Below are 24,897 nucleotides of genomic sequence, written 5' to 3' on the forward strand. Positions count from 1 at the left end.
CTCCCGCCATGCGTGTCGCCACCGTGCAGCCGTTCACCGCCCCCGCCGACCTCGCCGCGAACATCACCGAACACGCCAGGCTCCTCCGGATCGCGGACGCCGATCTCTGCGTGTTCCCGGAACTCTCCCTGACCGGTTTGGAATTCGAGGCGCTCGCCGCCGACCCGGGACTCTGGCTGACTCCGGACGACACACGTCTCGAACCGCTTCGGGAGGCTTGCCGGGCGAGCGCCGTCCACGCCGTCATCGGACTGCCGCTGGTGGAGGACGGGCACCGGTACATCGGTTCGCTCGTCCTCGGCGACGGCGGGGAAACCGTTGCCACCTATGCGAAACGGAACCTGCACAACAGCGAGGAAGAGCTCTTCGAACCGGGCACGCGGCAGGTGATCGTCGAGGTCGGCGGTAGGCGCCTCGGTCTGGCGATCTGTCTCGACGCCGCCAACCCGGACCACGCGCGGGAACTCGCCGAGGCGGGCGCCGACGTCTACGTCCTCAGCGCGCTCTTCAGCGAGGGGCAGGAAGACCGGTTGCTCGATCAGGTCGGCGTCGCCGCCGGATACGGGATGTGGGTGGTGCTTTCCCAGTACTCCGGCAAGACCGGCGGCATGGCCGCGTTCGGCGGCAGCGGGGTCTGGAGACCCGGAGGCGCCGCCGAGGTGCGTCTCGGCGGCGAGGTCTCCGAGTGGGCTTACGCGACGATCGCCTCCTGAACCTTTCGGGCGCGAAGGAGCACTGTCGCGGCGAAGACGGCGAGAGCGAGCAGTCCGGCGCTCAACGCGTACGCCGCTCGATACCCGCTAGCGAGTGCTTCAGGCATCGCGGCTCCTTCGGCCAGCAGTGATCCAGTGCGCGAAGCGGCGGTGGTCGCGAGCACGGCCGTCCCGATCGCCGCGCCGATCTGTTGCGTGGTGTTGATCAGCCCCGAGGCGACTCCGGCGTCGGCAGGCGAGACGTCGGACATCGCCTGCCCCATCAGCGCCGGCATCGCCGCGCCGAACCCGATGCCCATCAGCACGAGCGCGGGCAGGACGTCCGTCGCGTAGTCGCCGTCGGCCTGGACGGTGGCGAGGAAACCGAGCGCCAGCGCGACCAGCGAGAGCCCGCCGACGAGGACCGTCCGTGCCCCGAAGCGGTGGTTCAGCCGCTCGGCGAAGACCAGCGACATCACCGCGATCGAAAGCGGGGCGGGCAGGAACGCGAACCCGGTGCTCAACGCGTCGAGCCGGAGCACGCGCTGCAGGTAGAGCGCGGTGATGAACTGGAAGCCGAACAACCCGGCCACCATCAGGACCATCACCGTGTTCGCCCCGGACACCGCGCGAAGGCGGAAGATCCGCAGCGGCAGCAGCGGCCGGCGTGCCTTCGCCTGCCGGAGCACGAACCCGGCGAGCAGGAGCAGCGACACCGCGAGCAGGCCGAGCGTGCGGACGTCGGCCCAGGTGTACTCCTCGGCCTTGACGATCGTGTAGATCAGCAGCATCAGGCCGCCGGTGACCAGCCCGGCGCCGGTGACGTCCGTGCCGTCGCGCAGGCCAGGGCCTCGATCGTCCGCGAGCAGCCGGACGGCGAGCGCCAGCGCGATCGCGCCGATCGGCAGGTTGACGAAGAACGTCCAGTGCCAATCGAGCAGCTGGGTGAGCGTTCCGCCCGCGATGAGCCCGATCGACGATCCGGCGGCCTGGGTGAAGCTGTAGACGCCGATGGCCTTCGCCCGTGCCCGCGGTTCCGGGTAGAGCGTGGTGATCATGCCGAGCACGACGGCTGATGCCAGCGCGCCACCGGCGCCCTGCAGGAAGCGGAATCCGATGAGCTGCGCCTGGTCCTGCGCGATTCCGCAGAGCAGCGAGGCGAGCGTGAACAGGCCGAGCCCGGCGAGGAACACCCGTTTCCGGCCGATCAGGTCGCCCAATCTGCCGGACAACAGGAGCAGCCCGGCGAAGGCGATCAGGTAGGCGTTGACCACCCAGGCCAGCGTCGAGGGCGTGAAGCCGAGGTCGTTCTGGATCGCGGGCAACGCGACGGCGACGATCGAACCGTCGAGGACGACCATCAGCGAGACGGCGCAAAGCACGGCCAGTGCGAGGGCGCGCTGAGACACAGATAACCCCTTTTTCCCAGGTGATGCCTTGGTGCATCACTTGTAACAGCGCCCATCTTGTGTGACTCTGTTCCTCGCCGGAAGGAGGCACTTTCATGTCCCAGGGGAACAGCGATGTGACCGCGCAGGCCAGGGTCGTCGATCCCGAAAAACTCGAGGTGTGCACCGTGCTCGAGGTGATCAACCGGATCAGCGGCAAGTGGGCGATCGGCATCCTGCTGGAGGCCACGCGCGGTCCCGTGCGGTTCACCGAGCTGGAGCGCTCGGTGGAGGGGATCAGCAGGCGGATGCTCACCTTGACGTTGCGGAATCTCGAACGCGACGGCCTGCTCGTGCGCACCGTGTACCCGACGGTGCCGCCGAAGGTGGAGTACGAGGCCACGGCGATGGCGAAGGAGCTGTACGCGTCGCTGAGCGGCCTGCTGAGCTGGGCCGAGCGCCATCGTGACTCGATCGCCGAGTCCCGTGTCGTCTACGACGAGAAGGTCAGCGCCTGACGTCCGCCGCGTGCACGGCACGCTGGACGTGCGAGCACAGCATGGCGAAGTACATCTTGTGGAACGGCAGGTCCGTGCTGTTCTTCGCGGACCAGCTTTCCCAGAGCCCGCCCGGCCGCAGATAGCGTGACGTGTACGCGGTGGTGAGGTCGGTGTCGATGTGGTGCAGGGCCGCGAGCGCCCATTCCTGGTCGTAGCGCAGGTCCGGCCGCGCGAGGTAATGGTCCAAATAGGACACGAGGATCTCGGCGTCGGCGATCGTGCCGAACCGGGCGAGCGCGAAACAGTAGCCCTGCCCGGCGAAGACCAGCCCGCTTTCCAGGAACAGCTCCCGGATACGGCCGCGCCACGCGGTGCGGCGGTCGACGCCGATCAGCCAGGCCGCGGTGATCCGCGGCCGCCAGTCCGCCGCGAGCAGTTCGCCGAGTTCGTCGTCGGTGATGGTCCGCGCGTCCTCCACGAGGTCGCGCAGGAACCGCTCGCGTTCGGGGTCGGTCATCATCCCGTCGAAATTGCCGTGCAGCAGCTTCGAGTACCGCGAGAGCACGTAGCGGTCGATGGCGTCCGGCATGCCGTTCAGCTTCCCAGAAAAGAGGAACCGCGGTGCGAGGACGGGGGCCCCTCGCACCGCGGTTCCGGTCTGTCGCCGGGCGCTACGCGTGCGCCACGGCCTTCTCCCTGTCGCCGTCCGGATCCTTCGGCGTGTCGGAATGGTCGTCGATCAGGGTGGCTTCGTCGAACGGGGCCTGTCCGCTGAAGACCCGGTTGGCCTGATCCCGGTCGAACTCCTTGGTCCACGTTCCGACCAGGACGGTCGCGACGGCGTTGCCCGCGAAGTTGGTCAGCGCGCGGGCCTCGGACATGAACCGGTCGATGCCGAGGATGAAGCCGACGCCGTCGACCAGTTCCGGCCGGTGCGACTGGAGACCGCCCGCGAGGGTGGCGATCCCGGCGCCGCTCACGCCCGCCGCGCCCTTCGACGCGATGATCATGAACAGCAGCAAGGAGATCTGCTCGCCGACACCCAGCGGCTGGTCCTGCGCGCTGGCGATGAACAGCGTCGCCATCGTCAGGTAGATGGCCGTGCCGTCGAGGTTGAACGAGTAGCCGGTGGGCACGGTGATGCCGACGACCGGTTTGGACACCCCGAGGTGCTCCATCTTCGCGATCAGCCGGGGCAGAGCCGACTCGGACGACGACGTCGACAGGATCAGCAGGAACTCCCTGCCGAGATAACGCAACAGCGTGAAGATGTTGATCCGCGCGCCGAGCCACAGGACCGTGCCGAGCACGCCGAACACGAACACCAGGCAGGTCAGGTAGAAGCCGATCATGATGACGGCGAGGCTGCGCAGCGCGCCCCAGCCGGTTTCGCCGACCACCGCGGCGATCGCGCCGAACGCGCCGACCGGGGCGGCCCACATGATCATGGCGAGGATACGGAACACGAGCCGCTGGATGTGCTCGATGCCGCGGCGGATCGGCTCGCCCTTGGTGCCCAGCTTCTGCACGGCGAAGCCGGCGAGGAGCGCGACCAGGAGCGTCTGCAGCACCTGGCCTTCGGTGAAGGCGGAACCGAAGCTGGTGGGGATGATGCCCATCAGGAAGTCGACGGTGCCTTCGCCGCCTTCGGCCTGCTTGTGCGCCTTCGCCGCCGCCGCGGGGTCGAGGTGCAGGCCCTCACCCGGGTGCAGGAGGTTGCCCACGACGAGGCCGATCGCGAGCGCGAACGTCGACATCATCAGGAAGTAGCCGAGCGACAGCAACCCGACCTTGCCGACCTTCGCGGCCTTCGCCACCGATCCGATGCCGAGCACGATGGTGCAGAAGATGATGGGGGAGATCATCATCTTGATCAGGTTGACGAAGCCCGTGCCGAGCGGCTTGAGCTCCTTGGCCAGACCTGGCGCCGCGAACCCGACGATGACGCCGAGGACGACCGCCGCGATCACGGCCAGGTACAGGTAGTGCATCTTGTCGCGGCGTCGTGGCGCCGCTTCCGGCGTTGTAGGCACCTTTGCCTCCAGCTCAGGGGGGTGTCCGTGGGATTGCCGGTCACTATCACCCGGGCTGGTGAGCTGGGTCACGGTTGTGTTCATTGAGTTCGCACGAGTGGTTTCCGGGGAATTCCGGCCGGGCGCGCCGCACGGCCCGGCGCCGGTGTGCTGGTATGGGCGGGTGCCCTCGACGACGCGGATCCGGACCAGGCGCGGCAGTCTCGCCCGTCAGCTGCTGATTCTGCAGCTCGTGGTCCTTTTCGTGCTCGTCGCGGCCGGGGTGACCTTCGCGTACCTCGATTCGGTCAGGGCCACCGAGGACCGGGCGCGGGACAAGGTGACCGCGGTCGCCGAAGCGGTGGCGGACGCCCCTGGTGTTCTCGCCGCACTGTCCACATCGGAGCCGACCCGGACCCTGCAGCCGTTCGCGCAGAGTGTCCGCGCGGACACGGACGTGGACTTCGTGACCATCATGGACAAGAACGGCATCCGCTACACGCACCCGAATCCGGCGCTGATCGGGCAGCCGTTCATCGGCAACATCGGCGAGGCGCAACGTGGCGGCAAGGTCCTCGAGACCTACGCCGGTTCGCTCGGCCCGTCCGAACGCGTCGTGGTCCCGGTGCGCGGCGCCGCCGGGCAGGTCGTCGCGCTGGTGTCGGTCGGCATCACGGTCGAAGCGATCGACGCGGAACTGCGAGAACGCCTGTGGCCCTTGATCGGGGTCGCGATGGCGGTGCTGGTGGTCGGCGGGATCGGCAGTTATCTCGTCAGCGCCCGGCTCCGGCGGCAGACCAGGGGGATCGCGCCGGAGGAACTGAGCAACCTGTTCGAATACCACGAAGCCGTGCTGCATTCCGTGCGCGAGGGGCTGCTGCTCGTCGGCGGGGACGGGCGAGTGGTGCTCTGCAACGACGGGGCACGGGCGCTGCTGGGTGTCGCCGAGGACGCCGTCGGCCGTGAACTGTCCGCATTGGACATTCCCGAAGACCTCGTCGAAGCGTTCACCTCGGGGGAGGAGCGCACCGACGAACTGCACCTCACCGAGGCCAGAGTGCTCGTGGTCAGCACGTCGCCGGTGCGCTCGCGCGGGAAGGCGATGGGCACCGTGGTGATCCTGCGCGATCACACGGAACTCCAGGCGCTGACCGGGGAACTGACCACGGTGCGCGGATTGGCCGAGGCGCTGCGGTCGCAGGCGCACGAAGCGGCGAACCGGCTCCACACCGTCGTTTCCCTGGTCGAGATCGGCCGCCCCGAACAGGCCGTCGAGTTCGCGACCGAAGAACTCGCGCTGGCACAGGAACTCACCGACCGCGTCGTCGGCGCGGTCGCCGAACCCGTGCTCGCGGCGCTGCTGCTGGGCAAGGCGGCGGAGGCGAGCGAACGCGGCGTCGAGTTCACGATCACGCCCGACACCGTCATGGAGGACTCGGACACCGGCGTCCCGCCTCGGGATCTGGTGACCATCCTCGGGAATCTGATCGACAACGGCATCGACGCGGCGGCGGGCAACGCCGGCCAGGGCGGACGGCCAGGGGTCGAGGTGACCGTCCGCGCGGATGCCGACGGGTTGCTGCTGCGGGTCGCCGACACCGGGCCGGGCGTCGAGGACGTCGAAGAGGTGTTCCGGCGCGGGTGGTCCACCAAACCCGAGGACGGGCACGGACTCGGCTTGGCACTGGTGGGTCAGGCGGTGCGGCGGCACGGTGGGACGATCGACGTCGGCCGCGACGAGGGCGCGGTGTTCACCGTTCGCCTGCCGCCGAAGGAGCCCGCGCGATGATCAAGGTGCTGGTCGTCGAGGACGAACCGGTGGCCGCCGACGCGCATCGGGTGTACGTCGAGCGGATGCCCGGCTTCACCGTGGCCGGGGTCGTGCACTCCGGCGGCGACGCCTTGCGGTTCTGTGAACGCGAACCGGTCGACCTGGTACTGCTGGACTTCTACCTCCCGGACACGCACGGCCTCGCCGTCTGCCGGTCGCTGCGCGCGGCCGGTCTCCCGATCGACGTCATCGCCGTGACCTCGGCGCGGGATCTGGCGCTGGTGAAGGCCGCCGTGTCGGTCGGCGTGGTGCAGTACCTGCTGAAACCGTTCACTTTCGCGTCGCTGCGGGAAAAACTGGAGCGCTACGCGGAGTTCCACGGCGCTTCGGGCGAAGTCACCGGACAGGCCGAGATCGACCGCGCGCTCGGCACCCTGCGCACCACCGAGCGGCAGGCGCTGCCGAAGGGGATGAGCGGGCAGACCCTGGAGGCGATCACCGAAGTCCTCGCCTCGGCCGCCGACGGCCTCTCCGCCGGAGCGGCCGCTACCGCCATCGGCGCCTCCCGCGTCACCGCGCGCCGCTACCTCGAGTACCTCGCCGACAACGGCCTCGCCCAGCGTGAGCCCCGCTACGGCCAGGTCGGCCGCCCCGAGGTCTGGTACAAGCCGAAAACCATATAACGACCTATACGGCGGCCCGCGGGCTACCTTGGGATCGTGAAGATCGGCGAACTCGCGCGGAAGGCCGGGGTCAGCGTCCGCGCGCTGCGCTATTACGAGGAAGAGGGCTTGATCAGCCCGGGCCGCGAAGGCAACGGCTATCGCGACTTCTGCGAAGGCTCGGTCGAGGCGGTCCTGCAGATCCGCGGGATGCTCGACGCCGGACTGCCGGTGCGGCTGATCCGTGAGGTCCTGCCGTATCTCGACGGACCGGAGGAGGTCCGGCCGAAGGAACCGTGCGAGTACATGATCGGCGAGGTCGCGCGGCAGCGGGAAGTGCTCGATCGCCGGATCGCGCTCATGACCCGCAATCGCGACGCCCTCGACGCGTACCTGCGCGACTTGACCCTGACACAAACGTGAGGGTTTTAGCGTGCGGGCATGACTTCGATGCGCGCGCTGCGACAGGACTCCGCGAACGGTCCTGAAGATCTCCATCTCGTCGCCGATGCCCCCGTTCCGGCGCCGGGACCAGGCGAAATCCTCCTGAAGGTCGCCGCGGCGGGCGTCAATTTCGCCGACGTCATGCAGACGCGGGGGACGTACGAGGACGGTCCGGAAGCCCCGTACATCGCCGGGTTCGAGGCGGCAGGCGAGGTCGTGGCTGTCGGCGAAGGGGTGACCGCGCCCGCGGTCGGCGACCACGTCGTCGGGACCGGCGGAGGGGCGTTCGCCGAGTACATGGTCATGCGCGCGGCCGGCGCGGTCCCGGTGCCGTCGGGCTGGTCGGACGAGCAGGCGATCGGGCTGATCCTGAACTGGGTCACGGCGCTCGCCGCGCTCAAGCCGCTGGGGCGGCTGGCCTCTGGTGAGACCGTGCTGGTGCAGGCGGCGGCGGGCGGGGTCGGCCAGGCCGCGGTCCGGCTGGCCAAGCACTACGGGGCGACCGTCATCGGCACCGCGTCGCCGGGCAAACACGACGTGGTGCGGAGCCTTGGCGCCGATCGCGTCCTCGGCTACGGGGCCGATCCGGGGACGGCCGACCTGGTGCTCGAATCGGTCGGCGGGGCGGCCTTCGCCGTCAGTCTCGCCGCAGCCAAGCGGGTCACCGGGCGGGTCGTGGTCTACGGCGTCGCCGGGGGAGAGGATGCGATCACCAACCGGGACTTGAACTTCCGGCAGCAGATCCACGTGATCGGACTGCATCTCGGCGTCCTGATCGAGCACGCGCCCGCGATCTTCGCGGAGCTGATGGACGAACTGCGCGCCCTGATCGCGGCCGGCGTCTGCGTGCCGGGGACGCCGACGGCGTACGACCTCGCGGACGGGCCGAAGGCGCTCGCGGAACTGGAGGCGCGGGCGACCTCGGGAAAGCTGGTGCTACGGCCTTGAGCACGGCATGGTCGTATGCGGACATGCGCATGTCAATAGGTCGAAAGTGTTGGTAAATCACCAGCTGGCTGACGCGACGAAAGTCGGTGCCGAGTCGTGGCCGGGGCTCCTAAATTCACGAACCATTCCGTTGTCCTCACAAGGAGTGGGTCCATGGCAAGGAAGTTCTTCGTCTCGGCGTCCGTGAGCTTGGCGCTGCTGGCCGTCCCGGTCACCGCGGGCCAGGCCACGGCGGCGGTCCAGCCTGCTCAGAAGGCCGCGGCGGCGACCACGGTCTACTACGACGCCTCGGGGGCGCCCAGCTTCCGGGCCGCCATCCAGGCCGGCGTGGCGAACTGGAACAACTCGGTGTCGAACGTGAAGCTGCAGGAGAGCTCCTCGGGCGCCACCCTGCGCTACACCGAGGGCAACGACCCCTCGGGTTCGTACGCCGAGACCGACGGCCACGGCCGCGGCACCATCTTCATCGACTACACGCAGGCGCAGCAGTACAACCAGACGCGGATCGCCGCGCACGAGACCGGCCACGCGCTCGGCCTGCCGGACAACTACCAGGGCCCGTGCTCCGAACTGATGTCCGGCGGCGGCCCCGGCCCGTCCTGCACCAACGCGACGCCGAACGCCCAGGAGATCTCGCGGGTGAACTCGCTGTGGGCCAACGGGCTCGTCGCGGCGGGCGCCATCCAGCGCATCTACAACTGACGCTTCTGGTCCCTCGTGAGTGGTAAGGACGGTTCTAACCGTCCTTACCACTCACGAGAACTCGTAGGCGCCCGCGTCCACCGCCGCGCCGGAGTACACGGTATTGCCGTCGACGTCGCGGTCGTCGTACTTCGTGGTGCCGAGGTCGATCGCCGGGCTGCCCGCCTGCAGGATCAGGTTCGTGGCCGAGGTGAACTTCGGATCCGCGACCTTGTCCGTCGCGCCCGGCGTGAACTGCCGGAGCCCGCCGAAGTACACGTTGTGGTCGGTCGCGGTGAAGGTCGCGTCCGCGTAGCCGACCTTGTACGCCGCCTGGACGACGTTCTGCGTCATCGTCAGCATCTGGTTCGTGCAGCCGCCGTAGCAGACGAAACCCTCCGCCTCGGCGTTCGGGAGCCGGAGCGAGTTGTTGCGGAACACCGTGCCGAGCACCGGCCCGTTGCCGTCCTCCGCGCCGCGCGTGATGATCCCGCCGCGTGTCTTGGCGCCGAAGATCGCGTTGTACTCGAAGACGTTGCCGGTCGAGACGCCGTCCGGGTCCTGTGCGTCCGTTCCGAGCTCGGTGAAGGTCTCGTTGTCTTCGGAGATGTTGTGGTGGATGACGTTCCGGGAGCCGTAGAAGATCTCGACCGCGGCGCCGTCGAGGCCGCCGAAGTCGTCGGCCTTCGCGATCGACCCGCTGATCCGGTTCCAGCCGATGTCGGAGTCGTTGCCCTGGACCAGCACGGCGAACGCGCCGGAGTCGTCGTTGCCGCCCGGCGTCACCACGGTCATGTGGTTGTTGTCGACGAGGTCGTTCTGCGTGACCTCGGTGCCGTCCGCCGAAGGCGCGATGTACACGCCTGCGCCGGCACCGGTGATCAGGTTCGACAGCACCTTGTTGCGGTCGCCGGACACCTTCACCCCGGCCCACGAACAGCGCCCCGCGTCGGCCGCGACGCCGATCTGCAGGTCCTTCACCACGTTGTCGTTGCCCGGAAGGTCGACGCACGCTTCGGCATTGCCCTTGACGATCGGCCGCGCTCCAGTGCCGTACGCGCCGACCGTGACTCCCGACCCCTTGACCATGAGACCGCCGGCCCAGTTCCCGCCGCGACGCAGCAGGACGATGTCGCCCGCCGCGAACGTGGTCGCCGAAACCTTGGCCAGGGATTTCCACGGGGTCTGCTGAGAAGTGCCGCTCGCGGTGTCACTGCCGGAGACCTGGTCGACGTAGTAAGTCTTCGAAGCGGCTTCGGCCGTCGTGAACCCGGTGCACGCGACGGCGGCGAGCACGGCCACGGAAAGCAGTTTCCAGGACATGCGGCGGACCGTAACCACCTGCCGCACAAGGGTCGTACAAAGACCTCGGCGGCTTTACCATGATCGGATGCGTCGGGCGTCGCGGATTCTCGTACCGGCCGCGCTGCTGTTCAGTGCCATGGTGGCGAGCAGCGGGATCGCGTCCGCGCCGCCACCACCGGTGGTTCCCGTCGCCGGGCTGAACGAGCTCTGGAACGCGTACGGCGATCAAGGTGGCCACTGGACCGGCGGGGATCGCACGGTATCGGTCCCACTGCCGGACGGACGCACGGCGTGGCTGTTCTCGGACACGTTCCTCGGCGCGGTGAACCCCGACCACAGCCGCCCGCGGGACAGCCCGATCGCGCGCAACACCCTGGTCGTCCAGCGGCCCGACGGCTCGCTGGGGGAGACGCTGCACGGCGGCACCGCCGACGATCCGGAGGCGCTGATCGGTCTCGCGGGTTCGGACGAGCACTACTGGGTCGGCGACGGTGTGGTGCAGGGCGACGTCCTGCAGGTGCTTTACAACCGGTACAAGACGACGGGGTCCGGTGGCCTCGACTTCCGGAACACCGGGACTTCGCTGGCCACCTTCCGGCTGCCCGCGCTGACGCCGTCCGAGCTGCTGGTGATCCCGGTGAGCGACAAGGTCGCGTGGGGATCGGAGCTGCTCGAAGACGGCGGATACACCTATGTCTACGGCGCCGAACAAGGCCACCTCCGGCTCGCCAGGGTGCCTGTCGGTGGCCTTCGCGGCCCTTGGCAGTTCTGGACCGGCGTCGGCTGGTCGCCCCACGAGGAGCACTCCGCCAGGATGCTGCCCGGCGTCGGGACGGCGTTCTCGGTGACCCGCGTCGGCGGCGAATACGTGCTGATCACCATGGACACCAGCCCCGGGTTCAGCCCGGTGATGCTCGCCTACACCGCTGGTTCGCCGACAGGCCCGTTCAGCGCTCCGGTGGTTCTGTATCGGGCACCCGAAGCGAGCGACCGGCGGATCGTCTACGACGCGACGGCGCATCCGCAGCTGAGCCGTCCCGGGAAGCTCACGGTGTCGTACAACGTGAACTCGCTCGACCACGGGGACAACATCGCGGACGTGCGGATCTACCGGCCGCGGTTCGTGGAGGTCGATTGGCCACCGTCCCCGCCGTGGTCGTGAGTGGCAGCCGAGGTACATGAAGGCCCCCTTCCTGTACCTAGGCGCAAGGATGGGGGCCTTCATGTACTGGGCTTGGTGTGAAGGTCGAGTTTCCTCGGCTGAGCCGAGGGAAGGGGTCCTTCACGCGCAGCCCGTGTGACCGCTGTGACTGCTGGGGCGAACGTGGCGAGCCGCGAGTCCGCGAAGGCTCCCTTGAGGGACCCAGAGTCCCTCAAGGAGGACCGGTATGTGTTGATCTACGTCTGACCTGTGCGTGAGCGGGATTCGCTCCGTTCCAGGCCGGGTCGAGCGTTGTCGATGAAGGATTTGGGACGTTCACTGTCCCAAATCCTTCATCAACGAATCCCTGTGTGGAGGAGTCAGGATGTTCAGCGCCCTGAACCCCTCAGGCTCGGCCCACACCAGTGGGTAAGCAAGACGAGTCCCTTAAGGAGGCCTTCACGGACCTGATCGCCCCTCACGACTCGAATGACACTCGCGGCATCATTCGAGCGCACGGTCCCGCGGCGCTTCGATGGCCAGGGAAGCCGATGTGCCGTCAGTGAGCTGGTTCAGCCGCGTCATGGTCCGGTCCAGCTGCTCCGCCAGCCGCGGGATGGTGCTCGACGGGAGATAGGCCTCGGCACCGGCGTCGAGAAGACGCCGGACCGGGCCTTCGTACTTGACGCCGAGTTCGGCGTCTTCGATCTCCGTGATCACGATCCGCGCCTTCGGGTACAGCGCGCGGAAGTTGCCGATCAGTTGCGGGCTGCCGGGAGGTACCAGCAGGACGTCGACGGTCGGGGGAGCCGAGTGCAGGTCGAGGACGAGGTACCCGGGGCCGAGCCGCTCGGACAACGCGTCGCGCGCCGACGCCGACAGCTTCATGGCGGTGGCCACGACCGTGATGTCCTCGGACTCCGCGGACGAGAAGGATTCCTGACGGGAAACGCCGGAAATCGTCCCGATCGTCTCGCCGTTCCTGGTGATGGTCACCTCCTCGCCGGGGCGGAGGGTGTCGATGAGGGCGACGAGTTCTTCAGGAAGCTGGGAGGCCTCGACCCACTGATCACTCATCACCCCATCATGGCCTGACTTCTAGCGAGGCCGCCCGGGGACTCCGGGCCGGGTCTGCCACGGGTGCGGTCCGTCGAGCGGCCGGTATTCGACGCCCAATGCGTCCAGCCGCGGCAGGTGGTGGTCCCGCAGCCGCGGCAGGAACTCCGCGTAATCCCGTCCGTCCGGGTCGCTCCACGCCACCTCGGCGAAAGCGCACAGGCGCGGGAAGGCGACGTAGTCCACGCGCCGCACGGTGTCGAGGTGCTCGGACCACACCTGCGCCTGCGCGCCGAGAATCGCCTTCCCCTCGGGGTAATCGGCGGGCACCGGCTCGTAACCGTAGAAACTCTCCAGCGTGCTCAGGTAGCCGACGGGGATCGGTTCGTCGGGGTGGTCGGACTGCCGGTGGTCGAGGTACACGTGGTCCTCCGGGCACATGACGACGTCGTGCCCGGCGGCCGCCGCACGGGCACCGGCCGCCTCGCTCTGCCACGAGCCGATGACCATCGGCGGCAGATCGCCCGCTTCGAGCACCTCGTCCCAGCCGAGCGGACGACGTCCTCGTTCGACGAGGTGCCGCGCGATCTCCCGGACGAATCGGCCGTGCTCCTCGGTCGCACCGGGCACCTCGTCGCCGCCGAGCGCGATGACCTCGGACGGGAAGATGTCCAGCACGTGGTCGAAGACGCGTTTGAAGAAGTCCACTGTGGACTTATCGGTGTTCAGCAAGGACGTGCTGATACCCCAGCTCGTCCAGACCTCCCACGGTTCGTCGGTCTCCGGCCCGAGTTCGGGATAGGCGGCGATGGCGGCCCTGGCGTGGCCAGGGATGTCGACCTCCGGGACGACCGTCACCGAACGCGCGGCGGCGTACGCGACGATCTCGCGGAGATCGTCGGCCGAGTAGAACCCGCCGTGCGGCCGTCCGTCGCGCTCCGGCCCGTCGTGCCGTCCGACCATCGACGACTTCCGCCAGCCGCCGACCTCGGTCAGCCTGGGGAACTCGGGGATCTCGATCCGCCAGCCCTGGTCGTCGGTCAGGTGCAGGTTGAGCACGTTGAGCTTGTGCGCGGCGATCAGGTCGATGAACCGCAGCACCTCGGCCTTGGTGCGGAAATGCCTTGCCACGTCCAGTAAACAGCCGCGCCAGCCGAAGCGTGGATGGTCGGTCACCACGCCGCACGGGATCGTCGCTTGTCCACTGTGGATGAATGCCGCCCGGAACGCGTCCGGCCCGACGAGCTGCCGCAGGGTCTGGCGGCCGTAGAACTCGCCCGCCGCGTCGGCCGCGTGCAGGGTCACTCCGGACGGGTCGATCTCCAGCCGGTAACCCTCGGCAGGCAGCGTGACATCGCGACGAACGTCCACTTCGGACGGTACGGAACAGGTTCCCGGCAGGGGTTCCACCGAGACGGGACGGGGGAGCAGAGTTTCGAAGCCAGGCATGTCAACCCTTCACCGCGCCGCCCATGACGGACACGAGTCGTCGTTGCACGAGGATGAAGAACACCAGCACCGGGATGGTCATCAGGGTCGAGCCCGCCATCACCGCGCCCCAGTCGGTGTCCTCCGGTTTGAAGAACACCAGGATCGCCAGCGGGAGCGTCTGGTTCTCGGTATTGGAGATGATGAACGTCTTCGCGAACAGGAAGTCGTTCCACGCGTGGATGAACGCCAGCACGCTGATCGCCACCAGCCCGGGCGCCACCAGCGGGAAGAGGATCTGCCAGGTGAACCGCATGCGGCTCGCCCCGTCGATCTTCGAAGCCTCTTCCAGCTCCTGCGGCACCGCGGCGACGAAACCGCGCAGCATCCAGATCGCGAACGGCAGGCTGAACGCCAGGTGCACCAGGATCAGCGAGCCGAGATGGTTGGTGCCGAACGCCGGCGCGACGTCGCCGACCGACCGCATCAGGAAGAACAGCGGAATGGTCAGCGCCTCGACCGGCACCATCTGCGCCACCAGCACCATCACCAGCAGCACGGTCCGGCCCTTGAAGTTGAACCGCGTCAGCGCGACCGCCGAGAGGAACGAGAGCAGCAGCGACAACGCCACCACCACGACGGCCACGATCACGCTGTTCAGGAAGAACAGCGCGAAACCCTCACCGCTGAGCACCCGTTCGAAATGCTCCAGGGTCGGCGTGAGCGTCCAGGGGCGGGGGTTCTCCGCCTGGATCTGCCCGGTGGGCTTGAACGCCGAGAGCACCATCCAGTACACGGGGAACGCGACCATCCCGGCGATCACCACGCAGATGATCTCCGCGATCAGCCTGCCAGGGCGTTTGACCCGGCGGGTCTTCGGAGCCGTCGTCACACCCATCCCGCGCTCCGGCGTTGCGACCGGACGTACAACCCGGTGATGGACAGCAGCAGCAAGGTCATCACGACTCCGAGCGCCGCGCCGAGACCGTATTCCTGTCCGGCGAAGGCCTGTTGATAGGCGAAGACGTTGAGCACGAGGTTGCGCCCGGCCACACCGCCGCCGTTGGTCATCACGTAGATCTGGGTGAAGATCTTGAAGTCCCAGATGATCGACTGGATCGTGGCGATGGTCAGCAGCGGCCGCACCATCGGCAGCGTGATCGACCACGTGGTGCGCCAGGTCGACGCGCCGTCGAGGTACGCGGCCTCGATGACCTCTTCCGGCACGCCCTTGAGCCCCGCGTACATCGTCACCATGACGAACGGGAACGAGCACCAGATGACCTCGGCGGCCACCAGCCCGAACGTGCTGTACGTGTCGAAGGTCCAGGAATGGTTCGCCATCCCGGTGAACCCGAGGCCCGACAGCACCTCGTTCACCAGGCCGAAGTCCGCGTCGAACAGGAACAGCCAGACGTACGAGCCCGCCATGGCCGGCGTCGCCCACGCGGCCAGCGCCGCCAGGAACAGCGGAACACGCGCCCAGGCGCGGACCCGGGTCGCCAGCACGGCGAGCCCGGTCCCGAGGGCGAGACTGCCGACGACGCAGACCGCGGTGAACCCGAGGGTCTTGGCCAGCACCTCCCAGAACTGGAGGTTCTCCAGCAGTTCGACGTAGTTGCCGAAACCGAGGAACACCAGCGGCGCGTTGCCGACCGCCTGCGGCTGGCCGTAGTCGTAGAACGAGATCAGGACGAGCTGGTAGATCGGATACACCAGCATCGCGAGCAGCAGTATGCCACCGGGCGCGAGGTAGAGCAGGGCGGCCCGCCCGTCCCGGCGACGGCGGGGCGACCGCCGTGCCGGGACGGCCGGAGCCGTGGTGCGGGGGATTTCTTGCGTGACCACTTAGCCGAACGCCTTGTTCATCTCGGCGGCCGCGGCGGTCAGCGCGGTGGCCGGGTCCTTGCCGCCGGTCGCGATCTGCTGGATCGCGGTGGGCAGCACGTTCTGCGCGTCGATCTTCGACCACGCCGCGGTGGCGGGGACGAACTTCGTGCCCGCGGTGAGCGTGTCGACGAACGGCTTGACCGACGGGTCGCTCGCGGCGAGCTTCTGCTGGACACTGCCGAGTGTGGGCAGGTTGCCCATCGCGACGTACATCTTCTCCTGGTACTTCGCGCCACCGAGCAGTTCGGTGAACTCGACCGCGAGGCTCTTGCGCTTGGACGCGTTGAACACGCCGAGCAGGTTGCCGCCCGCGAACGCCGGGGCGATCTTGCCCGCCTCGGTACCCGGGAGCGGGATGATCGCGTACTTGCCCTTCACCTGACCGGCCTCGACGGCCTTGCGGTTGAAGTCACCGCCGATCGACATCCCGGCCTTGCCACCGGCGAACGCCGTGATGCTCTGCGTGCCGGTGAGGTTGGCGCACTGTTCGGGCGGGCAGATGTCCGCCTTGAGCAGGTTCGCGTACGCGGTCACGCCGGCCTTGGCCTGCTCCGAGTCCACAGTGGACTTCCACTTGCCGCCGTCCTGCTCGGCGATCTCGCCGCCGTGCGCCCACAGGAACGGCAGCATCGCGTAGGTGTACTTGCCGCCGACGGAGATGCCGTACAGCTCCGGCTTCTTGGCGCGGATCGTCTTCGCGGTCTCGGTCAGCTCCGCCAGCGTGGTCGGCGGCTTGAGACCGAGTTCGGCGAAGATGTCCGTCCGGTAGTACAACGCGCGGATGCCGGTGAACCACGGGAGCCCGTAGGTCTTGCCGCCGGACTTCGCGGTCTCCAGTACCGCGGGCAGGATGTCGGCGCCTTCCTTCCACGACGACAGATCGCCGGTCAGGTCGGCCAGCGCGCCCGTGGCGGCGTAGCTGGAGACGTCCGTGTTGCCGAACTCGGCGACGTCCGGCGCGCTGGCCGGATCGTTGAAGGCGCCGGAGAACTTGTCGGCACGGCCTTCCACCGGAATCCACTGGACGTCGACCTCGACGCCCGAGTGCGCCGCCTTGAACTCGGCGATCGCCTCCTTGACGGCGGCCTCCTTGGGCGCGCGGTTGGCTTCGTCGAACAGCCAGACCCGCACGGTGCCGGTCTTCTCGTCACCGCCGCCCGCGGCCGGGGTGTTCTGGGCCGGCGCGCAGGCCGCGACGAGGCCGACCGCCGCGAGGCCCGCGATGAGGACGCGAGTTCTCATGGGTTTTCTCCTTATGCGAAAAAGACGGAATTGACTTGGGGGAGCGCCAGTTTCCCGGCCACGGCCCCCGGAAGCCCGGTGTCGGGATCGCGCGGCAGCCAGCTGAGCGTGCCGGACTTGTCGCACGAGACGTAGAACCAGCGCTCTGTCGGGTCGAGCGTGAGGTGGCGGGGGTAGATGCCCCCGACGGCCGTGTTGCGCAGCAGTTTCAAGGACTTCCCGTCGTCGCCGACGCCGAACGACGCGATCGTGTCCGAGCCGCGCACCGACGCGTAGACGAACCGGCCGTCCTTGGACGTGGTGATCTCGGCCGGATACTGCGAGCCGGGCGTGATCGGCGGAACGGCCGGGACGACCTGTCCGGCGGTGAGTTTCCCGGTGGCCGGGTCCCACGCCGCGACGGTGACCTGGGCTCGCAGCTCGCCGAGGATGTACGCGTACTTGCCGTTGGGATGGAACGTCAGATGCCGCGGCCCGGCGCCGGACGGGAGCTTCAGCTGCTGGTTCAGCGTCAGTTTCCCGGTGGAGACGTCGAGTTTGTAGACGTAGACCGAATCCGCGCCGAGGTCGACCGCGAGCACCCACTTGCCGGTGGGGTCGTTGACCACCTGATGCGCGTGCGCGTCCCGCTCGGCGCCCTTGTGCTGCGCCAGATCGACGACGTCGCCGAGCTTCCCGCCCGCGAGGATCGGGAGGACGACGACACTGCCGCTGCTGTAGTTCGCGGCCAGCACGTACTTCTGGCTCGAGTGGACGCACAGATGGGTCGGGTGCTGTCCCTTTGCCGATTTCTTGTTGAGCAGCTTGGGTTTGGTCGGATCGGCCAGGCTGAACGCGGAGATCTGGCCGTTCTCGTCCTCATTGGTCACGTAGAGCGTCTTGCGGTCGGCGCTGATGTCGAACCAGGAAGCGTTGCTGACTCCCGGAATCGTCCGGTCGACGACCACGGCGTTCGTGGCCGCGTCCCGGTGAGCGACATCGAGCCCGTGCCCGGAACTGGTGTAGCTGCTGACGTAGATGGCCCCGGTTCCCTTCGGTCCGCAGGTTTGTTCGGAGGCGTTCGCGAGGTGGGAACCGAGAACGGTGGTGAGTCCAGCCGCTCCGACGGCGCCGAGGAACGTGCGTCGATCGAGTCCGGTCATCGTGATCTCTCCCAGCTGTCGGGTGGTTTAAACCACTGCCATGAGCAATGCTGCCACGCCGAAACCGGAAACGGAAAGGACGGTTTCCAATACGGTCCAGGTTTTCAGGGTCTGCGGCACGGTCATGTTGAAGTACCGCGAGATGATCCAGAAACCGCCGTCGTTCACGTGGGAGGCGATGATCGAACCCGCCGAGATCGCGACGACCAGCAGCGCGAGCTGCATTTGCGAGTAGCCCAGCGTCGCCACCGTCGGCGCGACGATACCGCTCGTGGTCACGATCGCGACCGTCGCCGAACCCTGTGCGATACGCATTCCGCAACTGATCACGTACGCCGCCAGGATGACCGGGAGACCGGCGTTGTCCAGCGAACCCGCGACGGCCTTGCCGATCCCGGTGGCGGACAGCACGGCGCCGAAGAACGCGCCCGCGCCGACCACCAGCAGGATCATCGCGACCGGGCGCAGCGACTTCGCCGAAAGCTCGCTCAAATCCTTGCCCGTCAAACCGCGGCGCAGCCCCAGCAGCCAGGACGCGAGCAGCACCGAGACCGTCAGCGCGACCGCCGGGGTACCGATGAACGCGGCGACTCCGGCGGCGGGGGAGGCCTTGGGAAGCCAGATGCTGCCGAAGGTGCCGGCGAGGATCAGCACCAGCGGGACCGCGATGATCCCCAGTACCAGTCCGAGCGACGGCGGGTTCGTCTCCTTTTCGCCTTCTTCCTCCGCGACCAGGAATTCCGCGGGAACGGGCACGTCGATCCGCTTGCCGATCCAGGTCGAATACAGCACACCGCCGACGAGGAACGCGGGGATACCGCAGACCAGGCCCATCAGGATGATCCAGCCGAGTTCCACGTGCAGCAGACCGGCAGCGGCCACCGGACCGGGGTGCGGCGGGAGGAACGCGTGGGTGATGGAAAGCCCGGCGAGCAACGGCAACGCGTACAGCACGAGCGAACGACCGCCCTGTTTGGCGGCGACGTACACCAGCGGCGCCAGCACGAAGATGCCGATGTCGAAGAAGACCGGGATGCCGAAGACGAAACCCGCGAGACCCATCGCCAATGGCGCCCGCTTCTCACCGATGGCACGCAGCAGCGCACTGGTGAGCACCTTCGCCCCGCCCGAACGCTCCAAAATGGACCCGAGGATCGTGCCGAGCCCGATGATCGCGGCGATATGGCCGAGGATCCCGCCGAAACCCTTCTCCAGCAGGGAATCCGAGGCCTTCTGCGCGGAGCCGACGATCTGGACGACCGGCAGGCCCGCGGCCAGCGCGGTCAGCAGGCCGACCACGATCAGCGCGATGAAGGGCTCGAGCTTGACCTTGATGATGAGGAACAACAACACCGCGATCGAGACGGCGGCGAGGGTCAGGAGACCTCCCGTCGAATGTTGGAGCCAGTCGATCATCGGGCACTCCCGGGGTTCCGCAGTGAATGGCCGGCGAGGGCGCCGGTCGGTTGACCATCGTCGATGGCGGCGACACCGTTGACGAAGACATAGGGGATTCCGGCGGCCTGCTGCCGCGGCTCGTCGAACGTGGCGGTGTCGGCGACGGTTTCCGGGTCGAACAGCACGAGGTCCGCCGCGTATCCGGCGCGGACGAGCCCCCGATCGGTCAGGCGCAGGCGCTGTGCCGCGCGGCCGGTGAGGTGGGCGACGCATTCGGCGAGTTCGAGGACGCCGAGTTCGCGGACGTAACGCGCGAGGTAACGCGGGAACGTGCCCCAGGCGCGGGGATGCGGCCGCGCGCCGACGAGCAGCCCGTCGCTGCCGCCGGTGTGCGTGCGATGCCGCATGATCGCCTGGACGTTCTCCTCGTGCCCGACGTGCATCAGGCAGGACGTCCCGAGCTTTTCCGAGAGCAGGACGTCGAAGTACAGCTCCGCGGCCGGTTTCCCGGCTCGCTGCGCCGAGGCGGCGACGGAATGCCCGACGAGGTGGGAGTTCTCGTCGCGGCGGACACCGTTGATCTCGATGGCCTCCCAGTCGATCGGCACCCCGTGTGCGCCGTCGGAACCGGTCTCCTCGATCTCGGCGCGGATACGCTCGCGGGTGTCCACATCGGACAATCGCGCCAGCGTGGCGTCAAGCCCGCCTTCGGTCGCCCAGCTCGGCAGCAGCGCCGAAAGGTAGGTGGCGCCGGGAAGGTAGGGATAGGTGTCCAGCGTGATGTCGCAGCCGTCGTCGAGCGCCTCGTCGAGCAGCTCCAGCAGGTTCGACGCCTTGCCCTTGTTCACCGAGAAGTTCATGGTGGCGTGCGCAAGGTGAAGCGGGCAGCCCGAACGGCGGGAGACGTCGACCATCTCGCCGAACGCCTCCAGCGCGCCCTTGCCGTAGCTGCGGTGGTGCGGGCTGTAGAAGCCGCCGTTCTCCCCGACGACCCGGCACAGCTCGACCAGCTCTTCGGTGGTCGCGTACATGCCCGGCGTGTAGGTGAGCCCGGACGACATGCCCATCGCGCCCTCGGCCAGCCCGGTCGCGATGAGTTCCTTCATCGCGTTCATCTCGGCCTCGGTGGCGGGCCGGTCTTCCCAGCCGACGGTGAGCATGCGGACGGTGCCCTGCGGCACCAGGTAGGCCGCGTTGACCGCGACCCCGGCGTCGAGCCGGTCGAGGTACTCGCCGACGGAACGCCAGTTCCAGTCGAACCCGGCCGGATCGTCGTTCCAGCCGGCGAGCTGCTGGCGCAGCGCGGCGAGGACGTCGTCGTTCACCGGCGCGTAGGAGAGCCCGTCCTGTCCGAGGACCTCGGTCGTGACGCCCTGGGAGAGCTTCGCGAGGTGATCCGGATTGGCGAGCAACTGGAGGTCGGAATGCGAATGCATGTCGATGAACCCGGGCGCGAGCACGAGTCCTTCGGCGTCGATGGTGCGGCGGCCCGCGAGCGAGCCGGGTTCGGCGACACTGGCGATACGGCCGTCGGTGATGCCCACGTCGTGCCTGGTGAGCGGATCTCCGGTGCCGTCGGCGACCAGTGCCGAGCGGACGACGATGTCCATGGTGATTCTTCCTCTGCGGCGGTGGAGGACGGATCAGAAGTGGGTGCGGACGAAATCGAGCACGGTCTCGCCGTCGGGGCCGACGACCGGGATCAGGGGCCACTTGTCGAAGACGGTGCAGGGATGGGACAGACCGAGGGCGATCCAGTCCCCGACCTCGACCGGTGACGACGCGGGCAGGGTGAGAAAGGCGTGCTGGTCGTTCATCTTCTGGATGGAGTGACCTTCGAGCGCGGACGGTGGCCCGTCGCCCTTGCGGATGAGGCGCGGTTCGGGCATGCCCTCGTCGAACGAGGCGTCCCGTTTGCCGATGGTGAGCAGCGCGAGTTCGTCCGTCGGCTTCGACGTCACCTGTGCCCAGGCGCGCAACGCGGAACGGAACGACGCGACGCCGCCGATACGCGGGTGTTCGCCCAGCGGCGAGATCACCCGGTAGAAGCCGTCGTCGTGGGTCACGTAGGCGCCGCTGCGCAGGATCGGCAGGACGTCCAGGCCGCCCCAATCCTTCGTGAGCTCGTCGGCGACGCGGTCGAAGTACGCGCTGCCGCCGCCGGTGACGATGATCTGACCGGCGTCGTCGAGCAGGCCCTTGGCGTGGAAGGCGAAGACGAGTTCGCGCAGACCGTCCACATAGGAGCTGATCAGCTGGAGCGACTTTTCGTCCGTGTGGTGGGAAAGCGCGCCTTCGTAGCCGCCGGATCCGCGCAGCCGGAGAGCCGGGCTCGCGTGCGCGGCCTCGGCGACGGCGAGCGCGGTCTCGGTGTCGCGGACACCGGTGCGGCCGCCCTCCGCGCCGAGTTCGACGAGGACGTCGACCTTGCGGCGGGCCCCGCGCAGGGCTTCGGTCATGAGCTCGACACCGCGGACCGAGTCGACCCAGCAGACGAACTCGAAGTCGTCGTCGGCGTCCAGTTCGGCGGCCAGCCACTTCAGGCCGGAGGGGTCGAGCAGCTGGTTCGCCAGCAGGATGCGGGAAACGCCGAACGCGCGGTATATCCGCAGGTGGCCGGCGTTCGCGCAGGTGATACCCCACGAGCCGTGCTGCAGCTGCCGCTCGAACAGCTGCGGCGCCATCGTCGTCTTGCCGTGCGGGGCCAGCGCGACCCCGCGTTCGGCGCACCAGGCCGCCATCGTGCGGAGGTTGTGCTCGACGGCTTCTTCGTCGAGGACGACGAACGGGCCGAGGAAGCCGTCTTCGAACAGCTTCGCGCCGCGGGCGGCGGCCTCGCCGATCGTGAGACCGGACAGCGAGGGCGCGACCGAGCGGAAGCGCCAGTCGACGCGCTCCTCCCGGACGGCCGCGACCGCGGCGGAATCGATGGTGCCGGCTTGGAACATGAGATTCACCTCGGTTGCGTATGTTGCAACGGACGTTGCGCATATTGCGTGGGATAGGTGTAGCATCCGGTCCGCTGGAGGTCAACGGCATGACGACTAGGAGACGTGAAGGTGACAAGCGCGCCCGACGTGTTGTGCATCGGGGAGTCGATGGCCTTGTTCGTGCCGGCCGAACCCGGGCCGCCCGACGAGGTACGTAAGTGGGTGCGAAGCATCGGAGGCGCCGAATCGAACGTCGCCTGTCATCTCCCGGCGCTGGGGTTCACCAGCGCGTGGGTGAGCGCCGTCGGCGACGATCCGTTCGGCCGCGCGCTGGTGCGCGAGATCGGTGAGGCCGGGGTGGACGTGAGCGCGGTCGTGGTCGACCCGACGCGGCCGACCGGGCTGTACGTCAAGGAGAGCGGCGCGGACGGCAGTCCCGTTCGCTACTACCGGAAAGGCTCGGCCGCGTCCGGAATGGACGCCGGGCTCCTGGGGAAACTCGATCTCGACGGTGTCCGCGTGATCCACCTGTCCGGGATCACGCCCGCGCTGTCGGACGGCTGCCTCGACCTGGTGCGGGCGCTGATGGAACGACCGCGTGGGGACGCGATGGTGTCGTTCGACGTGAACTTCCGGCCCGCGTTGTGGACCGAGCGTGACCCGTCGGTGCTGGCCGGGCTGGCCGCCCGCGCCGACATCGTGCTGGCGGGCGAGGACGAGGCCGAGCGGGTGTGGGGGACCGGTGACCCGGCACGGCTGCGTGCCGCGGTGCCGGGGCCGAAGACGCTGGTCGTGAAGCACGGGGCACGCGGGGTGACGTTGGTCGAGGGCGACGGGCCACCGCTGTTCTCACCCGCGCTCCAGGTCGACGTCGTGGAACCGGTCGGCGCCGGTGACGCCTTCGCGGCCGGATTCCTCGCCGCCACCCTGCGCGGCGACGACCCCGCGACCCGGCTGCGACGTGGCCATTTGCAGGCCGCGGCCACCCTGCTGACCCACGACGACGTGGGCACGCCGCTGCCCGGGTCCGTCGTCGAAGCGCTCCTCGGCGCGGATGAGGCAGCATGGGCGGCGGCCAAGCTGACGGACAAGGGAGTGGTGGGCGGATGAGCCAGAGCCTGGACAGGGCGCTCACGCTGCTGGGCGGCCTCGCCCGCGAGCCGAAGACACTCGACCAGCTCGCCGAGGAGATCGGCGTGCACAAGTCGACCGTGCTGCGGCTGCTGCGCACCCTGGAGGCACATCACTTCGTGCGCCGCGAAGGCCAGCGGTACTACCGGCTGGGCAGCGCGCTCTTCGACCTCGCGCAGCAGGCGCTGGAGGATCGCGACGTCCGCCGCACCGCGCAATCGGCGCTCGCCGGGCTCAACGCGCGTACCGGCCACACCGTGCACCTCGCGTCCTATGAGGACGGAGAGGTCGTCTACATCGACAAGTTCGAGGGCAGGCATTCGGTGCGGATGTACTCCCGCATCGGGAAACGCGCGCCGCTGCACTGCACCGCCGTCGGCAAGGTACTCGTCGCGGCGATGACGCCGGAGAAGCAGGCGGACGTGGTGTCGAGGATCGACTTCTTCGTCCGCACGCCGAACACGATCACCACGCCCGAGGCCTACGAGAAGGAGCTCGCGCTCGTCGCGGACCGTGGCTACGCGGTGGACAACGCCGAGCACGAGGACTTCATCCACTGCGTCGCCGCGCCCGTCCGCGGTCCGGGCGGCGTGGTGCTCGCGGCGGCGTCGGTGTCGGTGCCGAAGGTGCTGCTCGACTACGACGGCCTGATGGCGCTCGTGCCGGAGCTGGTCGCCGCCACCGAAGAAGCTTCCGTCCACAGTGGATGGACGGGGAACCGAAAGGGGAAGTTGGAATGAGCAAGACCGCGATCAGCACGGAGAACGCGCCGAAGCCGGTGGCCGCGTTCTCGCAGGCGGTCCGCAAGGGCAACATCCTGCAGGTGGCCGGCCAGGTCGCCTTCGACCCGGCCACCGGCGCCATCGTCGGCGAGACCGTCGGCGAGCAGACCGAGCAGACCTTCAAGAACATCGAAGCGGTGCTCGAGGCCGCCGGTTCGAGCCTGGCCGACGCGCTGATGGTGCGTGTCTACCTGACCGACGTCGACCACTTCGGCGCGTTCAACGAGGTCTACAACAAGCTGATCGGCGAGGCGCCGCACCCGGCCCGCACCACCGTTTACGTCGGCCTGCCCGCCGGCCTGCTGGTGGAGATCGACGTCCTGGCCGTCACGGACTGACCCTCGCGCGTGCCAT

24 protein-coding genes are annotated in these 24,897 nt (G+C 68.4%); 11 read left to right on the forward strand and 13 right to left on the reverse strand.

Going from position 1 to position 24,897, the window contains the following annotated elements:
* The first annotated feature begins 8 nt into the window (after positions 1-8).
* A complete protein-coding gene (locus AMK34_RS41895) occupies positions 9-713 on the forward strand; it encodes a carbon-nitrogen hydrolase family protein (protein ID WP_241832979.1) in 705 nt (234 codons plus the stop codon).
* Here the strand turns inward: AMK34_RS41895 and AMK34_RS41900 are convergent.
* Entirely contained in the window at positions 692-2,101 is a 1,410-nt protein-coding gene (locus tag AMK34_RS41900) for an MFS transporter (RefSeq protein ID WP_073849259.1), read from the reverse strand. The genes AMK34_RS41895 and AMK34_RS41900 overlap by 22 nt on opposite strands.
* Before the next feature lie 95 nt (positions 2,102-2,196).
* On the opposite strand from AMK34_RS41900, the gene AMK34_RS41905 reads away from it, so the two are divergent.
* On the forward strand, positions 2,197-2,598 hold the full coding sequence (locus AMK34_RS41905; protein WP_038511434.1) for a winged helix-turn-helix transcriptional regulator: 402 nt from the start codon (positions 2,197-2,199) through the stop codon (positions 2,596-2,598).
* Here the strand turns inward: AMK34_RS41905 and AMK34_RS41910 are convergent.
* Together AMK34_RS41910 and AMK34_RS41915 are read right to left on the reverse strand one after the other, a co-directional pair.
* Positions 2,588-3,169: a DUF6000 family protein gene (locus AMK34_RS41910; protein ID WP_038511436.1), complete on the reverse strand. Its 582-nt coding sequence runs from the start codon at positions 3,167-3,169 to the stop codon at positions 2,588-2,590. The two genes, AMK34_RS41905 and AMK34_RS41910, sit on opposite strands and share 11 nt — an antisense overlap.
* An 82-nt stretch (positions 3,170-3,251) precedes the next feature.
* Positions 3,252-4,571 (reverse strand): cation:dicarboxylate symporter family transporter, encoded by a 1,320-nt coding sequence (locus tag AMK34_RS41915; RefSeq protein ID WP_037345587.1) that lies wholly within the window; start codon positions 4,569-4,571, stop codon positions 3,252-3,254.
* Positions 4,572-4,776: 205 nt separating this feature from the next.
* Here AMK34_RS41915 and AMK34_RS41920 point away from each other — a divergent pair, with 205 nt between their 5' ends.
* From AMK34_RS41920 to AMK34_RS41940, 5 genes are all read left to right on the forward strand, one after another.
* Positions 4,777-6,381, forward strand: a complete 1,605-nt coding sequence (locus tag AMK34_RS41920; protein WP_073849285.1) for an ATP-binding protein — start codon at positions 4,777-4,779, stop codon at positions 6,379-6,381.
* Positions 6,378-7,046 (forward strand): response regulator, encoded by a 669-nt coding sequence (locus AMK34_RS41925; protein ID WP_073849260.1) that lies wholly within the window; start codon positions 6,378-6,380, stop codon positions 7,044-7,046. The genes AMK34_RS41920 and AMK34_RS41925 overlap by 4 nt, the downstream gene beginning before the upstream one ends.
* A 36-nt stretch (positions 7,047-7,082) precedes the next feature.
* The gene (locus AMK34_RS41930) at positions 7,083-7,448 is read left to right on the forward strand and encodes a MerR family transcriptional regulator (protein WP_038511439.1); all 366 of its coding nucleotides are present in this window, start codon (positions 7,083-7,085) and stop codon (positions 7,446-7,448) included.
* A gap of 18 nt (positions 7,449-7,466) precedes the next feature.
* Complete coding sequence (locus AMK34_RS41935) at positions 7,467-8,417, forward strand: alcohol dehydrogenase catalytic domain-containing protein (RefSeq protein WP_073849261.1); 951 nt, start codon at positions 7,467-7,469, stop codon at positions 8,415-8,417.
* 153 nt (positions 8,418-8,570) lie between these two features.
* Positions 8,571-9,119 carry a snapalysin family zinc-dependent metalloprotease gene (locus tag AMK34_RS41940; protein ID WP_016335415.1) on the forward strand — a complete coding sequence of 183 codons (549 nt, stop codon included), beginning with the start codon at positions 8,571-8,573 and terminating at the stop codon, positions 9,117-9,119.
* 51 nt (positions 9,120-9,170) lie between these two features.
* On the opposite strand, the gene AMK34_RS41945 is transcribed toward AMK34_RS41940, so the two are convergent.
* On the reverse strand, positions 9,171-10,421 hold the full coding sequence (locus tag AMK34_RS41945; protein WP_073849262.1) for a choice-of-anchor Q domain-containing protein: 1,251 nt from the start codon (positions 10,419-10,421) through the stop codon (positions 9,171-9,173).
* 67 nt (positions 10,422-10,488) lie between these two features.
* Between AMK34_RS41945 and AMK34_RS41950 the strand changes: the two genes are divergently transcribed.
* Positions 10,489-11,565 (forward strand): DUF5005 domain-containing protein, encoded by a 1,077-nt coding sequence (locus AMK34_RS41950; protein ID WP_073849263.1) that lies wholly within the window; start codon positions 10,489-10,491, stop codon positions 11,563-11,565.
* Between the two features lie 483 nt (positions 11,566-12,048).
* On the opposite strand, the gene AMK34_RS41955 is transcribed toward AMK34_RS41950, so the two are convergent.
* Genes AMK34_RS41955 through AMK34_RS41995 form a run of 9 tightly spaced genes read right to left on the reverse strand, consistent with a single transcriptional unit; the run spans position 12,049 to position 22,648 of the window.
* The gene (locus AMK34_RS41955; protein ID WP_073849264.1) at positions 12,049-12,621 is read right to left on the reverse strand and encodes a hypothetical protein; all 573 of its coding nucleotides are present in this window, start codon (positions 12,619-12,621) and stop codon (positions 12,049-12,051) included.
* A gap of 21 nt (positions 12,622-12,642) precedes the next feature.
* Entirely contained in the window at positions 12,643-14,049 is a 1,407-nt protein-coding gene (locus tag AMK34_RS41960) for a beta-N-acetylhexosaminidase (RefSeq protein ID WP_143202777.1), read from the reverse strand.
* Position 14,050: 1 nt separating this feature from the next.
* Positions 14,051-14,926, reverse strand: a complete 876-nt coding sequence (locus AMK34_RS41965; protein WP_038511456.1) for a carbohydrate ABC transporter permease — start codon at positions 14,924-14,926, stop codon at positions 14,051-14,053.
* The gene (locus AMK34_RS41970) at positions 14,917-15,876 is read right to left on the reverse strand and encodes a carbohydrate ABC transporter permease (RefSeq protein WP_073849265.1); all 960 of its coding nucleotides are present in this window, start codon (positions 15,874-15,876) and stop codon (positions 14,917-14,919) included. Before AMK34_RS41970 ends, AMK34_RS41965 begins: the two co-directional genes overlap by 10 nt.
* Positions 15,877-17,160 carry an extracellular solute-binding protein gene (locus AMK34_RS41975; protein WP_038511458.1) on the reverse strand — a complete coding sequence of 428 codons (1,284 nt, stop codon included), beginning with the start codon at positions 17,158-17,160 and terminating at the stop codon, positions 15,877-15,879. It lies immediately after the preceding gene.
* Positions 17,161-17,171: 11 nt separating this feature from the next.
* Positions 17,172-18,302 (reverse strand): lactonase family protein, encoded by a 1,131-nt coding sequence (locus AMK34_RS41980; RefSeq protein ID WP_073849266.1) that lies wholly within the window; start codon positions 18,300-18,302, stop codon positions 17,172-17,174.
* Positions 18,303-18,329: 27 nt separating this feature from the next.
* The gene (locus AMK34_RS41985) at positions 18,330-19,718 is read right to left on the reverse strand and encodes a GntP family permease (RefSeq protein WP_038511464.1); all 1,389 of its coding nucleotides are present in this window, start codon (positions 19,716-19,718) and stop codon (positions 18,330-18,332) included.
* Positions 19,715-21,310, reverse strand: a complete 1,596-nt coding sequence (locus AMK34_RS41990; RefSeq protein ID WP_038511467.1) for an N-acyl-D-amino-acid deacylase family protein — start codon at positions 21,308-21,310, stop codon at positions 19,715-19,717. Before AMK34_RS41990 ends, AMK34_RS41985 begins: the two co-directional genes overlap by 4 nt.
* Positions 21,311-21,343: 33 nt before the next feature.
* Positions 21,344-22,648 (reverse strand): amino acid deaminase, encoded by a 1,305-nt coding sequence (locus AMK34_RS41995; RefSeq protein ID WP_073849267.1) that lies wholly within the window; start codon positions 22,646-22,648, stop codon positions 21,344-21,346.
* A gap of 150 nt (positions 22,649-22,798) precedes the next feature.
* Between AMK34_RS41995 and AMK34_RS42000 the strand changes: the two genes are divergently transcribed.
* The 3 genes from AMK34_RS42000 to AMK34_RS42010 are packed head-to-tail and all read left to right on the forward strand — an operon-like array spanning position 22,799 to position 24,881.
* Positions 22,799-23,740 carry a sugar kinase gene (locus AMK34_RS42000; RefSeq protein WP_241832982.1) on the forward strand — a complete coding sequence of 314 codons (942 nt, stop codon included), beginning with the start codon at positions 22,799-22,801 and terminating at the stop codon, positions 23,738-23,740.
* Positions 23,737-24,501, forward strand: a complete 765-nt coding sequence (locus AMK34_RS42005; RefSeq protein WP_037345627.1) for an IclR family transcriptional regulator — start codon at positions 23,737-23,739, stop codon at positions 24,499-24,501. Before AMK34_RS42000 ends, AMK34_RS42005 begins: the two co-directional genes overlap by 4 nt.
* On the forward strand, positions 24,498-24,881 hold the full coding sequence (locus tag AMK34_RS42010; RefSeq protein ID WP_007028047.1) for a RidA family protein: 384 nt from the start codon (positions 24,498-24,500) through the stop codon (positions 24,879-24,881). Before AMK34_RS42005 ends, AMK34_RS42010 begins: the two co-directional genes overlap by 4 nt.
* Positions 24,882-24,897: the final 16 nt, after the last annotated feature.

It is taken from the genome of Amycolatopsis sp. CB00013 (genome assembly GCF_001905755.1).
Classification (GTDB): Bacteria; Actinomycetota; Actinomycetes; order Mycobacteriales; family Pseudonocardiaceae; genus Amycolatopsis; species Amycolatopsis japonica.

What these genes read in the sequence shown, in the direction of transcription:
- AMK34_RS41995 (WP_073849267.1), bottom strand. Translation starts at nt 22,648, where the DNA reads ATGTTCCAAGCCGGCACCATCGATTCCGCCGCGGTCGCGGCCGTCCGG.
- AMK34_RS41915 (WP_037345587.1), bottom strand. Translation starts at nt 4,571, where the DNA reads ATGCACTACCTGTACCTGGCCGTGATCGCGGCGGTCGTCCTCGGCGTC.
- AMK34_RS41980 (WP_073849266.1), bottom strand. Translation starts at nt 18,302, where the DNA reads ATGACCGGACTCGATCGACGCACGTTCCTCGGCGCCGTCGGAGCGGCT.
- AMK34_RS42000 (WP_241832982.1), top strand. Translation starts at nt 22,799, where the DNA reads ATGGCCTTGTTCGTGCCGGCCGAACCCGGGCCGCCCGACGAGGTACGT.
- AMK34_RS41985 (WP_038511464.1), bottom strand. Translation starts at nt 19,718, where the DNA reads ATGATCGACTGGCTCCAACATTCGACGGGAGGTCTCCTGACCCTCGCC.
- AMK34_RS41960 (WP_143202777.1), bottom strand. Translation starts at nt 14,049, where the DNA reads ATGCCTGGCTTCGAAACTCTGCTCCCCCGTCCCGTCTCGGTGGAACCC.
- AMK34_RS42010 (WP_007028047.1), top strand. Translation starts at nt 24,498, where the DNA reads ATGAGCAAGACCGCGATCAGCACGGAGAACGCGCCGAAGCCGGTGGCC.
- AMK34_RS41955 (WP_073849264.1), bottom strand. Translation starts at nt 12,621, where the DNA reads ATGAGTGATCAGTGGGTCGAGGCCTCCCAGCTTCCTGAAGAACTCGTC.
- AMK34_RS41990 (WP_038511467.1), bottom strand. Translation starts at nt 21,310, where the DNA reads ATGGACATCGTCGTCCGCTCGGCACTGGTCGCCGACGGCACCGGAGAT.
- AMK34_RS41940 (WP_016335415.1), top strand. Translation starts at nt 8,571, where the DNA reads ATGGCAAGGAAGTTCTTCGTCTCGGCGTCCGTGAGCTTGGCGCTGCTG.
- AMK34_RS42005 (WP_037345627.1), top strand. Translation starts at nt 23,737, where the DNA reads ATGAGCCAGAGCCTGGACAGGGCGCTCACGCTGCTGGGCGGCCTCGCC.
- AMK34_RS41950 (WP_073849263.1), top strand. Translation starts at nt 10,489, where the DNA reads ATGCGTCGGGCGTCGCGGATTCTCGTACCGGCCGCGCTGCTGTTCAGT.
- AMK34_RS41925 (WP_073849260.1), top strand. Translation starts at nt 6,378, where the DNA reads ATGATCAAGGTGCTGGTCGTCGAGGACGAACCGGTGGCCGCCGACGCG.
- AMK34_RS41905 (WP_038511434.1), top strand. Translation starts at nt 2,197, where the DNA reads ATGTCCCAGGGGAACAGCGATGTGACCGCGCAGGCCAGGGTCGTCGAT.
- AMK34_RS41935 (WP_073849261.1), top strand. Translation starts at nt 7,467, where the DNA reads ATGACTTCGATGCGCGCGCTGCGACAGGACTCCGCGAACGGTCCTGAA.
- AMK34_RS41965 (WP_038511456.1), bottom strand. Translation starts at nt 14,926, where the DNA reads ATGGGTGTGACGACGGCTCCGAAGACCCGCCGGGTCAAACGCCCTGGC.
- AMK34_RS41945 (WP_073849262.1), bottom strand. Translation starts at nt 10,421, where the DNA reads ATGTCCTGGAAACTGCTTTCCGTGGCCGTGCTCGCCGCCGTCGCGTGC.
- AMK34_RS41895 (WP_241832979.1), top strand. Translation starts at nt 9, where the DNA reads ATGCGTGTCGCCACCGTGCAGCCGTTCACCGCCCCCGCCGACCTCGCC.
- AMK34_RS41910 (WP_038511436.1), bottom strand. Translation starts at nt 3,169, where the DNA reads ATGCCGGACGCCATCGACCGCTACGTGCTCTCGCGGTACTCGAAGCTG.
- AMK34_RS41975 (WP_038511458.1), bottom strand. Translation starts at nt 17,160, where the DNA reads ATGAGAACTCGCGTCCTCATCGCGGGCCTCGCGGCGGTCGGCCTCGTC.